The 12,900-nt window shown below is 74.4% G+C and carries 11 protein-coding genes; 5 read left to right on the forward strand and 6 right to left on the reverse strand.

Translation table 11 applies throughout. The features are described 5' to 3' along the window. Nucleotides 1-38 precede the first annotated feature (38 nt). The 4 genes from BM142_RS07545 to BM142_RS07560 form a co-directional block, all read right to left on the reverse strand. Entirely contained in the window at nucleotides 39-686 is a 648-nt protein-coding gene (locus BM142_RS07545) for a regulatory protein RecX (protein WP_092196157.1), read from the reverse strand. A gap of 8 nt (nucleotides 687-694) precedes the next feature. Beyond that, nucleotides 695-1,729 carry a recombinase RecA gene (gene recA / locus BM142_RS07550; protein ID WP_092196158.1) on the reverse strand — a complete coding sequence of 345 codons (1,035 nt, stop codon included), beginning with the start codon at nucleotides 1,727-1,729 and terminating at the stop codon, nucleotides 695-697. Nucleotides 1,730-1,902: 173 nt separating this feature from the next. Then, nucleotides 1,903-2,097 (reverse strand): DUF3046 domain-containing protein, encoded by a 195-nt coding sequence (locus tag BM142_RS07555; protein WP_092196159.1) that lies wholly within the window; start codon nucleotides 2,095-2,097, stop codon nucleotides 1,903-1,905. A 194-nt stretch (nucleotides 2,098-2,291) separates the two neighbouring features. After that, the gene (locus tag BM142_RS07560) at nucleotides 2,292-3,596 is read right to left on the reverse strand and encodes an MFS transporter (RefSeq protein ID WP_092196204.1); all 1,305 of its coding nucleotides are present in this window, start codon (nucleotides 3,594-3,596) and stop codon (nucleotides 2,292-2,294) included. Between the two features lie 163 nt (nucleotides 3,597-3,759). On the opposite strand from BM142_RS07560, the gene BM142_RS07565 reads away from it, so the two are divergent. Both BM142_RS07565 and BM142_RS24440 read left to right on the forward strand, forming a co-directional pair. Continuing rightward, on the forward strand, nucleotides 3,760-8,361 hold the full coding sequence (locus tag BM142_RS07565) for an ATP-dependent helicase (protein WP_092196160.1): 4,602 nt from the start codon (nucleotides 3,760-3,762) through the stop codon (nucleotides 8,359-8,361). Between the two features lie 154 nt (nucleotides 8,362-8,515). After that, entirely contained in the window at nucleotides 8,516-8,689 is a 174-nt protein-coding gene (locus tag BM142_RS24440; RefSeq protein ID WP_175527153.1) for a hypothetical protein, read from the forward strand. A gap of 21 nt (nucleotides 8,690-8,710) precedes the next feature. Here the strand turns inward: BM142_RS24440 and BM142_RS07570 are convergent, their stop codons facing one another. Next, complete coding sequence (locus BM142_RS07570) at nucleotides 8,711-9,301, reverse strand: antibiotic biosynthesis monooxygenase (protein WP_092196161.1); 591 nt, start codon at nucleotides 9,299-9,301, stop codon at nucleotides 8,711-8,713. 97 nt (nucleotides 9,302-9,398) lie between these two features. Between BM142_RS07570 and BM142_RS07575 the strand changes: the two genes are divergently transcribed. From BM142_RS07575 to BM142_RS07585, 3 genes are all read left to right on the forward strand, one after another. Continuing rightward, nucleotides 9,399-10,253, forward strand: a complete 855-nt coding sequence (locus BM142_RS07575; RefSeq protein ID WP_092196162.1) for a DNA-formamidopyrimidine glycosylase family protein — start codon at nucleotides 9,399-9,401, stop codon at nucleotides 10,251-10,253. Between the two features lie 62 nt (nucleotides 10,254-10,315). Further along, entirely contained in the window at nucleotides 10,316-10,912 is a 597-nt protein-coding gene (locus BM142_RS07580) for a helix-turn-helix domain-containing protein (RefSeq protein ID WP_092196163.1), read from the forward strand. Nucleotides 10,913-11,018: 106 nt separating this feature from the next. After that, on the forward strand, nucleotides 11,019-11,891 hold the full coding sequence (locus tag BM142_RS07585; RefSeq protein WP_092196164.1) for a class I SAM-dependent methyltransferase: 873 nt from the start codon (nucleotides 11,019-11,021) through the stop codon (nucleotides 11,889-11,891). Between the two features lie 91 nt (nucleotides 11,892-11,982). On the opposite strand, the gene BM142_RS07590 is transcribed toward BM142_RS07585, so the two are convergent. Further along, a complete protein-coding gene (locus tag BM142_RS07590; RefSeq protein ID WP_092196165.1) occupies nucleotides 11,983-12,828 on the reverse strand; it encodes a PspA/IM30 family protein in 846 nt (281 codons plus the stop codon). Nucleotides 12,829-12,900: the final 72 nt, after the last annotated feature.

The following is a 12,900-nucleotide window of genomic DNA, read 5'->3' on the forward strand; positions in this document are numbered from 1 at the left end:
TCCGGTTCAGCGGTCCGGACCCAGCCGCCCGCCGTCGCTCAGGGCAGCAGGGTGTCCTCGTCGAGGTCGTCGAAGTCGGGATCGGCTGCCTCGTCGGCACCGGCGTCGTCGAGGACCTCGCGCACCACCGCGGCCGCCATCCCGCCGCTGTAGCCCTTGCGGGCCAGCATGCCCATGAGCCGGCGGGTGGCCGTGGCCCGGTCGAGCCGGCTCATCGCCGTGGCCCGCCGCTCCACGAGCCGGCGGGCGGACGCGCGCTCGTCCTCGTCGTCGACCGCACTGACAGCCTCGGCGGCCACGTCCGGGTCGACCCCCTTGGCGCGCAACTCCTGGCTCAGTGCCCTCCGGGCCAGCCCCCGGCCCGCCTGCCGGGAGGTGACCCAGGCGCGGGAGAACGCTGCGTCGTCGATCAGCCCGACCTCGGTGAACCGGTCGAGCACCGCACCGGCCGCGTCCTCGGGCACGCCCCGCTGATCGAGCAGGTCGGCGAGCTGCTGCCGGGTCTTCGGCGCCCCGGTGAGCGCCCGCAGGCAGATGCCGCGGGCCACCGACTCGGGGTCGCTCATCTCCTCGTCCGGGCCAGGGTCGACGTCCGGGTTCAGGGGATCGTCGACCCGGGCTCCGGGCCGCCGCGCGCCCGGGCGGACGCCCGGGCCGCGGCGGCGGGTGGAGGGGAAGCCGGACATGCGCCGACTCAGAAGTCGGTGGGAGCGGCGTCCACGGGGGCGTCGAGCGTGGGACCGATCCCCAGCTTCTCCTTGATCCGCTTCTCGATCTCGTCGGCGAGGTCGGGGTTGTCCTTGAGGAAGTTGCGGGCGTTCTCCTTGCCCTGACCGAGCTGGTCGCCCTCGTAGGTGTACCAAGCGCCGGACTTCTTCACCATGCCCTGCTCGACACCCACGTCGATGAGCCCCCCCTCGCGGCTGAAGCCCTGGCCCCAGAGGATGTCCAGCTCCGCCTGCTTGAACGGTGCGGCGACCTTGTTCTTGACCACCTTGACCCGCGTACGGCTGCCGACCGCGTCGGTGCCCTGCTTCAGGGTCTCGATGCGGCGGACGTCGAGCCGGACCGACGAGTAGAACTTCAGCGCCCGACCACCCGTGGTGACCTCGGGCGAGCCGTAGACCACGCCGACCTTCTCGCGCAGCTGGTTGATGAAGATCGCCGTCGTCCCGGAGTTGCTGAGCGCGCCGGTGATCTTGCGCAGGGCCTGGCTCATCAGCCGGGCCTGCAGACCCACGTGGCTGTCGCCCATCTCGCCCTCGATCTCCGCGCGCGGCACCAGGGCGGCCACCGAGTCGATGACGATGATGTCCAGCGCGCCGGAGCGGATCAGCATGTCGGCGATCTCGAGGGCCTGCTCACCGGTGTCGGGCTGGCTGACCAGCAGCGCGTCGGTGTCGACCCCGATGGCGCGGGCGTACTCCGGGTCCAGGGCGTGCTCGGCGTCGACGAAGGCGGCGATGCCCCCGGCGGCCTGCGCATTGGCCACCGCGTGCAGCGCGACCGTCGTCTTGCCGGAGGACTCCGGGCCGTAGACCTCGACGACGCGGCCGCGCGGCAGACCGCCGATGCCGAGCGCGATGTCGAGGGCGATCGAGCCGGTCGGGATGACCTTCATGGCCACCTCGGGGCTGTCGCCCAGGCGCATGACCGAGCCCTTGCCGAACTGCTTGTCGATCTGGGCGAGGGCCATGTCGAGGGCCTTGTCGCGGTCGAGAGTTGCCATGGTGGATCACCTTCGGTTCGCAGAAGCGGGTCGAGCCGACGCTAGGACGAGGCACCGACAATTCGTGGTGACCGAGCGGTTCTGTGGAGAGACGACCGGCCTGTGGACGCCACTGTAGGGCGAACACCTGTTCGATCGCCAGGTCGACACGCCGGCGTCCCCGCCGCCGGGCCTCACCGCCCCTTCGGGGGCACCTCGTAGGCCTCGCAGATGGCCAGCCACACCTTCCGCACCGAGATCCCGGCATCGATCGCGTCGACCGCGCTGCGGCCACCCAGCTCGGCGAAGACGTGGTCGCGGGCCATGCTCTGGGCCCGCATCGACCCGAACTGCCCCTCGAGGCGGGACCAGAACTCCTGCAGTCGCACCCCTCGACGCTAGCGCGCCGTCGAGGACGGGCCGTCCGCGCCCGCCACGCACCTCCTGGCGGGCGGGGCGGCCCGGAACGGCCGACCGCCGTCCTACGCTGGGCGGATGATCCCCGGCACCGGGAACGACACCCTCGACCTCGTCCTGGAGATCGGCATCGTGCTGGCCCTGCTGGTGATGATCGTGCTGATGATCAGGAACTACCGGGACCGCTGAGCGCCCTCCGCCCCAGGAACCAGACGACGAGCAGCGGGAGCACCAGGACGGCGGAGACCGCCGAGACCAGCTCGAACCCGCCCACGTCGAGGAGCGGCCCGCCCACCACGCCGGCCACGGCCGCACCCAGCCCCATGAGCAGGTCGGTGCCGCCCTGCGCGGTGGGCCGGATCGTCGCGTCCACCGACTCCGTGACCATGGTGGACCCGGCGATCAGCCCGCACGACCACCCCAGCCCCAGCAGGAAGAGCCCGATGCCGAGCTGGACGGCCTGACCCGGGGCGGCCGTGCCCGCCAGGGCCGCGGCGGCCAGCAGCAGCACACCGCCCAGCAGCACCGTGGCCGACCGGCCCACGCGGTCGGACAGCACCCCGACGAGCGGGGAGAAGAGGTACATGCCGGCCACGTGCACGCTGATGACCAGGCCGATGACCCGCAGGGTCGTCCCGTCGTCGCCCCCGGCGTGGCCCATGTGCACCGGGGTCATCACCATGACGCCGACCATCACCGCGTGCGAGACCACCACGGCCGTCAGGCCCAGCCGCCCGCCGGCGGTCGCCCAGACCGCCGCCAGCGCCGCCCGCGTGGCGCGCCGTGGCCGCGCCGGCGCCGTCCCGGTGCCACCTCCCAGCCGTCGGGCCAGGAGCAGCGGATCGGGCCGCAGCAGCAGGACCAGCGCGACCGCGACGACGGCGAACACGGCCCCGGAGACGACGAACCCGCCGCCCAGGGCCGGGAGGCCGAGGGCTTCCCCCATGTCGGCGCCGGGCCCGGCCAGGTTCGGGCCGAGGACCGAACCGATCGTGGTGGCCCAGACGACCAGCGAGAGCGACCGCCCCCGGTGCTCGGGGAGGGCGAGGTCCGCCGCCGCGTAGCGGGCCTGCAGGCCGCACGCGGTCGCGGCACCGAAGAGGAACAGGCCCAGGAGCAGCAGCGCGAGCGAGGACAGGACGGCGGCAACGACGGTCAGCACCGAGCCCAGGACGGCGACCGCGAAGCCCGCCGCCAGGCCGGCCCGGCGCCCGGACCGGTCGCTGAGCCGGGCGAGCGGCACGGCGATCAACGCCGCGCCGAGCACGGCCGCCGTCTGCCCCAGGCCGGCCGCGGTGTCGGTGCCGGCGACGTCGCGGGCGAGCAGCCCGCCGACGGTGATCCCGACGGTGACGCCGATCCCGCTCAGCGCGACGGCCCCGCTGAGCACTCCGAGCGTGCGGCGCTGCACGGCGGCCTGCTCCGCCGGCGCCAGGTCGACGGGTGCCGTGTCGGGAGCTGTCGGTCGCATACCGGGAGTGTGCCGCAGGCCGGTGACCGTCCCGGCGGATTTCGGGGCGCGGTCGGTGCCCGTCGCCCCCGCCCCGGGTCCGGCGGCCCCGGGGAGCCTGCCCGGGCCGGGCGCTCCGCCTCCGACCGGCGGAGTGTCGTACCCCGCGGGGACACTGGGCACCGTGTCCGCCCCCGCTGCCGGCCCGTCGGCGCTCGACCGGTTCTCCGAGGCCACCCGCGCCTGGTTCACCGGCGCGTTCGTGCGGCCCACCGCGGCCCAGGAGGGCGCCTGGTCGGCGATCAGCAGCGGCGAGCACGCCCTGGTGGTGGCACCGACCGGGTCGGGCAAGACCCTGGCGGCGTTCCTCTGGTCCCTGGACCGGCTGGCCGCGGTACCCCCGCCGGCCGAGGAGCAGCTGCGCTGCCGTGTCCTCTACGTGTCCCCGCTCAAGGCACTGGCCGTCGACGTCGAGCGCAACCTCCGGGCCCCGCTGGCCGGCATCGGCCAGGCCGCCGCCAGGCTCGGTCTCGAGCGCCCCGGGATCCGCGTGGGCATCCGCTCCGGCGACACCCCGGCCGACGAGCGCCGCGCCTTCACGCGGCGCCCCACCGACATCCTCATCACCACGCCGGAGTCGCTGTTCCTGCTGCTCACCAGCTCCGCGCGCGAGGCGCTCCGGGGCATCGAGACGGTGATCGTCGACGAGGTCCACGCGGTGGCCGCCACCAAGCGCGGCGCGCACCTGGCCGTCTCCCTCGACCGGCTGGACGAGCTGCTCGACCGGCCCGCGCAGCGCATCGGGCTGTCGGCCACGGTGCGTCCGATCGAGGAGGTCGCCACGTACCTGGCCGGCGGCCGGCCGGTGCGGGTCGTCGCACCACCCTCGGCCAAGGAGTGGGACCTCTCGGTCGTCGTCCCGGTCGAGGACATGAGCGAACTGGGGCAGCCCACCGGCGAGCTGGAGGGGTCGGCGGCCGGCAACCAGCCGCGGACCTCGATCTGGCCCGCGGTCGAGGAGCGGGTGCTCGACCTGGTCCAGGCGCACCGCAGCACCATCGTCTTCGCCAACTCCCGGCGGCTCGCCGAGCGGCTCACCAGCCGGCTCAACGAGCTCGCCTACGAACGGGCGACCGGCGAGACCGTTCCTCCCGGCACGAACGCCGCCGCGCTCATGGCCCAGGCCGGGTCCGGCGGCGGCGTGCCCGAGGGGATCGCGCCGGTCGCTGCCGCCCACCACGGGTCGGTCTCCCGGGAGCAGCGGGCGATCGTCGAGGAGGCGCTCAAGTCCGGCCGGCTGCCCGCCGTCGTCGCCACCTCCAGCCTCGAGCTCGGCATCGACATGGGCGCGGTCGATCTCGTCGTCCAGGTGGAGGCACCACCCACGGTGGCCAGCGGTCTCCAGCGGGTGGGGCGGGCCGGCCACCAGGTCGGTGCGGTCAGCCGTGGGGTGCTGTTCCCCAAGTACCGCGGCGACCTGGTCCAGTGCGCCCTGGTCGCCGAGCGGATGAAGGCCGGCGCGATCGAGTCGATCCGCTACCTCCGCAACCCCCTCGACGTGCTGGCCCAGCAGGTCGTCGCGATGGTGTCCGAGCGACCGCGCACCGTCGACGAGGTCGCTTCGGTGATGCGGCGGTCGGCCGCGTTCTCCTCGCTGCCGGACTCCGCACTGCACGCCGTCCTCGACATGCTGGCCGGCCGCTACCCCTCCGACGCCTTCGCCGAGCTGCGCCCGCGGCTCACCTGGGACCGGGTGACGGACACCCTGACCGCCCGGGCCGGCGCGCAGCGGCTGGCGGTCACCAGTGGCGGCACGATCCCCGACCGGGGGTTGTTCGGCGTCTTCATCGTCGGCGCCGAGGGCACCGGAGGGCGGCGGGTCGGCGAGCTCGACGAGGAGATGGTCTACGAGTCCCGCGTCGGCGACGTCTTCCTGCTCGGTTCCTCGTCCTGGCGGATCGAGGACATCACCCATGACCGGGTCCTGGTCACCCCCGCTCCCGGCCAGCCCGGCAAGATGCCGTTCTGGCACGGCGACTCCCTCGGCCGGCCCCTGGAGCTGGGCCGCGCGCTCGGGGCCTTTCTCCGCGAGGTCGGCTCGGCGACGCCGGAGGCGGGCCTAGAGCGCGCCCGGGCGGCGGGCCTGGACGAGTGGGGTGCGGCGAACCTGCAGGCCTACCTCGCGGAGCAGAAGGCGGCGACCGGTCACCTCCCCGACGACCGCACGCTGCTCGTCGAGCGGTTCCGCGACGAGCTCGGCGACTGGCGGCTCGTCGTCCACTCCCCCTTCGGCGCGCAGGTCAACGCCCCCTGGGCGCTCGTGCTGGCCGCCCGGCTGCGCGAGCGCTACGGCGTGGACGTCGCCTCCATGCACTCCGACGACGGCATCGTGCTGCGACTGCCCGACACCACCGGCGAGCCGCCGGAGGCCGACCTGGCCGTCCTGGACCCCGACGACGTGGAGCGCGAGGTCACCGCGGAGGTCGGCAGCTCCGCGCTGTTCGCCAGCCGGTTCCGCGAATGCGCCGCCCGCGCCCTGCTGCTCCCCCGGCGCGACCCGCGCCGCCGGACCCCGCTGTGGCAGCAGCGCCAGCGGGCAGCCCAGCTGCTGTCGGTCGCCGCCGAGTTCTCCTCCTTCCCGATCACCCTCGAGGCCGCCCGCGAGGTGCTGCAGGACGTCTACGACGTGCCCGGACTGGTCGAGCTGATGGGTGACGTGCGGTCGCGGAAGGTGCGCGTCGTCGACGTGCAGACCGACTCGGCCTCGCCGTTCGCGCAGTCGCTGCTGTTCGGCTACGTCGGCCAGTTCCTGTACGAGGGCGACGCGCCGCTGGCGGAGCGCCGGGCCCAGGCCCTGGCCCTCGACACCGGCCTGCTGGCCGAGCTGCTCGGCCGCACCGAGCTGCGCGAGCTGCTCGACGGCGATGCCATCGCCGAGATCGAGGCCGAGCTGCAGCGGCTGCCCGACCAGCGCCACCCGCGCGACGTCGACGGCGCGTCCGACCTGCTGCGCGGGATCGGTGACCTGACCGCCGCGGAGGCCGGTGCCCGCGGCGTGCCGCAGGAGTGGCTCGACGAGCTGGTCGCCGCGCGCCGGGCACTGCAGGTGCGGATCGCCGGGGAGGAGCGCTACGTCGCCATCGAGGACGCCGGCCGGCTCCGCGACGCCCTGGGCACCGCGCTCCCCGTCGGCGTCCCCGAGGTGTTCACCGAGCCCGTCGCCGACCCGCTCGGTGACCTCGTGGGCCGGTACGCGCGCACCCACGGCCCCGTCCAGCCCGCCGAGGTGGCCACCCGGCTCGGCCTGGGCGTCGCCGTGGTCACCGCGACCCTGCACCGGCTGACCGGGACCGGCCGGCTCGCCAGCGGGGAGTTCCGCCCGGGCGGCAGCGGTCAGGAGTGGTGCGACGCCGAGGTCCTGCGGGCCATCCGCCGCCGGAGCCTGGCCCGGCTGCGGCAGGAGGTCGAGCCGGTCCCCATCGGCACGCTGGCCCGGTTCACCCCGTCCTGGCAGGCCGTCGGCGGCCGGCTCCGCGGGGCCGACGGCGTGCTGGCGGTCGTCGAGCAGCTGGCGGGAGCCCTCGTGCCGGCCAGCGCCCTGGAGTCCCTCGTGCTGCCGGCACGGGTCCGCGACTACTCCCCCGCCATGCTCGACGAGCTGACCAGCGCCGGCGAGGTGCTGTGGGCGGGCGCCGGCGGGCTGCCCGGCGGCGACGGCTGGGTCAGCCTCGTCCCCGCCGACCTCGCGCCGCTGCTGCTGCCCGAAGCACTGGAGGTGCCCGAGGCCGGGGCACCCGTCCTCGAACAGCTCTCCGGTGGACAGGCGCTGTTCTTCCGCGGCCTCTCCGACCTCGTCGGGGCCACCGACGACGCGGCGACGGCCGACCTCGTCTGGGATCTCGTCTGGGCCGGCCTGCTCACCAACGACACCCTGGCGCCGCTGCGCACCCGGCTGCACGGTGGCGGCACCCACAAACGCACACCCACGGCCCCGCGGGTCACCCGCAGCCGGTACGGGCGCCCGCGCCTGGGACGACCGGCGATGCCCACCCGCACCGGTCCGCCCACCGTGGCCGGGCGCTGGTCCCGGCTGCCCGACCGCGAGCCCAACGGCACCCGCCGGACCACCGCACGGGCCGAGGCGCTGCTGGAACGGCACGGCGTGCTGACCCGCGGCGCGGTCATGGCCGAGCAGGTGGCCGGCGGCTTCTCCGCGGTCTACCCGGTGCTGCGGGCCTTCGAGGAGAACGGCCGGGCCCGCCGCGGGTACTTCGTGGAGACCCTCGGCGCCGCGCAGTTCGGCACGCCGGGCTCCATCGACCGGTTGCGCACCTTCGCCTCGCCGGACCGGGCGCCGGGCGGGGCCGTCGTCCTCGCCGCCACCGATCCGGCGAACGTCTACGGCGCCGCCCTGCCCTGGCCGGAACGGCCCGATGCAGCGGACCCCGGAGCCGTCGACGTGGGCGAGGGAACCGGTGCGGGGCGGAAGGTCCCGGCCGGGCACCGGGCGGGCCGGAAGGCCGGTGCCCTCGTCGTCCTCGTCGACGGCGACCTGGTGCTCTACGTCGAGCGCGGCGGGAAGACGCTGCTGTCCTGGACCGAGGACGAGCAGGTGCTCAAGGAGGCGGCGACCGCGCTGTCGGGCGCCGTGTCGGCCGGTGCCCTGGGCCGGATGGTCGTGCAGCGGGCCGACGGTGCCTCCGTGCACGAGTCCACGCCGCTGTCCTCGGCCCTCCAGGCAGCCGGGTTCGCCGCCACACCCCGCGGACTGCGGCTGCGTTCCTGACCGGACCACGGTCCCCGGCGCACCGGCGGAAGGACAGGCCGCGGGACCACCGTCACGAGATGACGGTCACGTGGCGATACGCCCGGAACGGTGCGGCTTCCGGGATCCGGGGGCATGGTCGGTGTACCCGAGCGCACCAAGGAGGCAGATCCTCATGCGCACCCTGTTCCTCGTCCTGCTGGTGGCCGGCGTCGTACTCCTGACGATCGGAGCCGTCGTCCCCGAACTCTTCGTCCTCTCACTCCTCGGCATGCTGGTCATCGCCGGCACGGCGAGCGTCGCCCTGGCCGCGGCCCACCACCGCGGCCCACCGCAGGCCCACTACTGAGGCAGGCGCCTCGGGTGCGGGTCAGTCCCGCTCCGGTCGCAGCCAGCGGGCGAACAGCCGGGTCAGGGCCGGCATCAGCACGTGCCCGAGCAGCAGCACCACGACCACGGCCGAGATGAGCAGCCGCACCGCCACCGGCCAGCCGTCCAGGTGCGGTGTCACCACGAGCTGGAACAGCGAGGTGCTGGCGAACACCGCGACGACGGTCAGCACGGTCAGCCGCCAGCGCGGTCCCGGTGTCGAGGGCCGGGTGAAGAAGCTGTCCAGGCCGGTGACGCGGGCGTAGCGCTCGTCCTCGACGATGCCGCGCAGACGGACCAGGAAGTCCCGGCGCTCGGCCGAACCCTCCCAGGCGGCCAGCGACTCGTCGTCGGCGAACCGGTAGACCAGGTGGTACTCGGAGCTGTCCGGGCCCGGACGCAGCAGGGTCGCGCCCAGATTGCCGGGAAAGGCCGCCGCGATCGCCAGGACGTCGGCCGCCTCCCGCTCGAAGGCCTCGCGCCGGTCCGGGCGCACCACCCGGGCCACCGTCACCGTGACCGGCTCCGGGTTCGGGTTCGGTGCCGACGGATCGCCGACCAGCCGGGCACGCAGACGCAGGGGCACACTCACGCGACACTGCAGCGCGCTCCGTGGCGGTCCTCATCCCGGATGTCGGTGGTCTCACACCATCTGAGCAGGGCGGACCCGCGCCGGGGACACTGGGCACGTGCCCGAGGGAGACACCGTGTGGCTGGCCGCGCAGCGGATGAACACCGCGCTGGCCGGTGGCACGCTGGTCCGCGGTGAGTTCCGCATCCCCCGGCTGGCCACGCTCGACCTGACCGGGGGGACCGTCCGCGAGGTCCTGCCCCGCGGGAAGCACCTGCTGATCCGGCTGACGGACGGCCGCACGCTGCGCACGCACTTCCGGATGGACGGCAGCTGGCACATCTACCGGCCGGGCGCACGGTGGCACGGCGGTCCGGCGCACGACGTGCGGCTGGTCCTGGCGACCGACGCATGGGAGTGCGTCGGCTACCGGCTGCACGACATCGACCTCGTCCCGTCCACCGAGGAGCACCGGCTGATCGGCCACCTCGGACCCGACGTCCTCGGGCCGGACTGGGACCTCGACGAGGCGCTGCGCCGGCTGCGGGAGGCACCCGACGAGCAGGTCGGCGTCGCCCTGCTCGACCAGCGCAACCTGGCCGGGATCGGGAACCTCTACAAGGTCGAGTCGCTGTTCGTGCTCGGTGTCCATCCCTGGGCCCGGGTGGCCGACGTCGAGCGGCTGCCCGACCTGGTCGAACGGGCGCGCACCCTCATGCGGGCCAACCTGCACCACCCCGAGCAGAACACGACCGGCGATCGCCGGCGTGGCCGCGACCACTGGGTCTTCGGCCGGCGCGGCCGGCCGTGCTTCCGGTGCGGTACGGCGATCCTGCTCGGCGAGCAGGGCCCGCCCGTACAGGAGCGCGTCACCTGGTGGTGCCCGTCCTGCCAGGCGGCGACGTCGTCCATCGACCCGCGGGCGCGCACCGGAGAGCCGGACCACCCGAAGCCGGTGACCCTCTACCCCTGAGGTGGGACGGCCGTGCTCGGCCCCGGCACGCGACTTTGCTGTTCGGGCATAGATTCTTCCGCATGACGCAAGAGGACGACGAGCTGGAGACCCTGGTGCGCACCCGCATCCGGGCCCTCCGTGTCGCGCAGGGGTGGTCCCTGGAGGAACTCGCCCGCCGGGCCCACGTCAGCCAGTCGACGCTCTCCCGCATCGAGAACGGCCGGCGTCGCCTGGCCCTGGACCAGCTCGTCGTCCTGGCCCGCGCGCTGGACACGTCACTGGACCAGCTGGTCGAGACGGCGTCCGACGACGTCATCACCAGCCCGACGATCGACGGCGCGCACGATTCCATGCGCTGGGCCGTCCGGAGCGATCCCGGCATGTCCGTCATCCGCCAGCGCATCACCCAGCCACCGCCCGACGACCCCGCCCGCATGCGCGCGCACCCCGGCCGCGAGTGGCTCGTGGTCCTGTCCGGAACCGCGGTCCTGCTGCTCGGGAACCGCCGCTTCCGCGTGGAGACCAACCAGGCCGCCGAGTTCCCCACGATGCTGCCGCACGCCATCGGGACGGCGGGCGGCCCGTGCGAGATCCTGGGGATCTTCGACCGCGATGCCCGGCGCGGCCACCGGCCCGCCGACGGCGACGAGGAGCTCGACCGCCACCCCGAGAGGTGATCCACGCCGGTGCGGGCAGGCGTGACGAGCAACGGAGCCCGCGCATCCCTTGCTTGTTGAGCAAGAGACTGTGCTTCTGACGCATAGGCGCCCTAGCGTTCCGGTCATGGACGATATGCACCAGCACACCGGAGACCACGGCACCCGGCACGGCCGGCCCGACGAGCACGCACTCCACGGCCAGGGCGACATCCTCGACCGGGATGCCGAGGTGCTGGCCGAGATCAACGCCGACATCGTCGCGCAGCTGCCGCTCGACGCCCCGCCCCGGCACATCGTCGACCTCGGGTCCGGCACGGGCGCGGGAACCTTCGCGCTCCTCGACCGCTTCCCCGAGGCCCGCGTCACCGCGGTCGACTCCTCCGTCGAGCACCTCCGGCGCCTGCGGGAGAAGGCGTGCGGCCGGGGTGTCGACGCACGGGTGAGCACCGTGCAGGCCGACCTCGACGACGCGAGCTGGCCACGCCTCGACACCCCGGACCTGGTGTGGGCATCGGCCGCTCTGCACCACGTGGCCGAGCCCGCCCGCGCACTGCGCCGGGTGCACGACGTGCTTGCGCCCGGCGGGCTGTTCGCGGTCGTCGAGCTCGCCGGGTTCCCCCGCTTTCTGCCGGAGGACGCCCCGGAGGACCGGCCGGGTCTGGAGGAACGCTGCCACGCCGCGACGGCGTCCCACGTCGCCGAGCGCATGCCGCACCGCGGCGCGGACTGGGGGCCCGAGCTGACCGCAGCCGGTTTCGTCGTGGAGGACGCGCGGACGATCCCCGTGCACATCGAGGCCTCGGGCCGCGCCGACGTCGGCGGCTACGCCCTCGCCGGCCTGCGGCGCCTGCGCTCCCGGGTCGCCGATCTGCTCCCGCCCGAGGACCTCGCCGCTCTCGACCGGCTCCTCGACGTCGAGGGGCCGCACAGCATCCTGGGCCGGCCCGACCTCGCGCTGCGCACCGAGCGCACGGTGTGGGCTGCCCGCCGCCCCTGACTCCCCGTCCAGCAGCGCGCGGTGCCGGTGAGCGACACCCGCGATCGTCGATCGGGCGGCCCGGGCCGGGTGCCCCGGCCCGGGCGCGCGATCAGGCGGTCTGGTCGGGCCGCTCCGCCGGCTGGGCCTCGCGCTGCTCGGCCGCCGGCTGCGGCACCGACGGCGTTCCCTGCTCGATCGCCTGCGCCGGCTGCCCTCCCTCGACCGCCGGGGCGGCGCCGCCCATGGAGGCGCGGATCTGGTCCAGCCGTGAGGCCCCGGCGACGTCGAGCGTCGCCTTCTCCACCTCGAGCATCCGGCCCTCGACCGAGCTCTGCGCGAGCTCGGCCTGCCCCAGGGCGTTGGCGTACCGGGCCTCGATCTTGTCCCGCACCTCGGACAGGCTCGGGGTGTTGCCCGGCGCCGAGAGCTCGTTGACCTGCTTCATCGAGGAGGCGACGTGCTCCTGCATCTTCGCCTGCTCCAGCTGCGACATCAGCTTGGTGCGCTCGGCCAGCGTGGTCTGCAGTCGCATCCGGCTCTGCTCCACCGCGCCGCGCGCCTGCTCCGCGGCCTGCAGGGCCTCGTCGTGGCTGCGCTTGAGGTCCTCCATCGACTGCTCGGCGGCGACGAGCTGGGTGGCGAAGGCCTGGGCGGCGTTCTCGTACTCGGCCGCCTTCGCGGCGTCGCCGCCGGCCCGGGTCTTGTCCGCGAGGGTCAGCGCCTGCCGGGCGGAGGCCTGGAGCTTCTCCACCTCCCCGAGCTGACGGTTCAGCCGCATCTCCAGCTGCCGCTGGTTGCCCAGGACCGCGGCGGCCTGGTTGGCCAGCGACTGGTGGCGCTGCTGCTCGGCCTCGATGGCCTGCGCGATCTGGATCTTGGGGTCGGCCCGCTGGTCGATCTGGGCGTTGGCCGACGCCGTGAGGTACTTCCACAGCTTCACGAACGGATTGGGCATGGGTCCTCCTGCTCCGGCGCAGCGGCCGGCCCGGTGATGCGCGTCGCTTCATCGTCCCAGGTGATGCACCGT

Source organism: Blastococcus tunisiensis, from assembly GCF_900112815.1.
Classification (GTDB): Bacteria; Actinomycetota; Actinomycetes; order Mycobacteriales; family Geodermatophilaceae; genus Blastococcus_B; species Blastococcus_B tunisiensis.

What these genes read in the sequence shown, in the direction of transcription:
- BM142_RS07560 (WP_092196204.1), bottom strand. Translation starts at nt 3,596, where the DNA reads ATGCGACCGACAGCTCCCGACACGGCACCCGTCGACCTGGCGCCGGCG.
- BM142_RS07585 (WP_092196164.1), top strand. Translation starts at nt 11,019, where the DNA reads ATGGACGATATGCACCAGCACACCGGAGACCACGGCACCCGGCACGGC.
- recA (WP_092196158.1), bottom strand. Translation starts at nt 1,729, where the DNA reads ATGGCAACTCTCGACCGCGACAAGGCCCTCGACATGGCCCTCGCCCAG.
- BM142_RS07545 (WP_092196157.1), bottom strand. Translation starts at nt 686, where the DNA reads ATGTCCGGCTTCCCCTCCACCCGCCGCCGCGGCCCGGGCGTCCGCCCG.
- BM142_RS24440 (WP_175527153.1), top strand. Translation starts at nt 8,516, where the DNA reads ATGCGCACCCTGTTCCTCGTCCTGCTGGTGGCCGGCGTCGTACTCCTG.
- BM142_RS07580 (WP_092196163.1), top strand. Translation starts at nt 10,316, where the DNA reads ATGACGCAAGAGGACGACGAGCTGGAGACCCTGGTGCGCACCCGCATC.
- BM142_RS07590 (WP_092196165.1), bottom strand. Translation starts at nt 12,828, where the DNA reads ATGCCCAATCCGTTCGTGAAGCTGTGGAAGTACCTCACGGCGTCGGCC.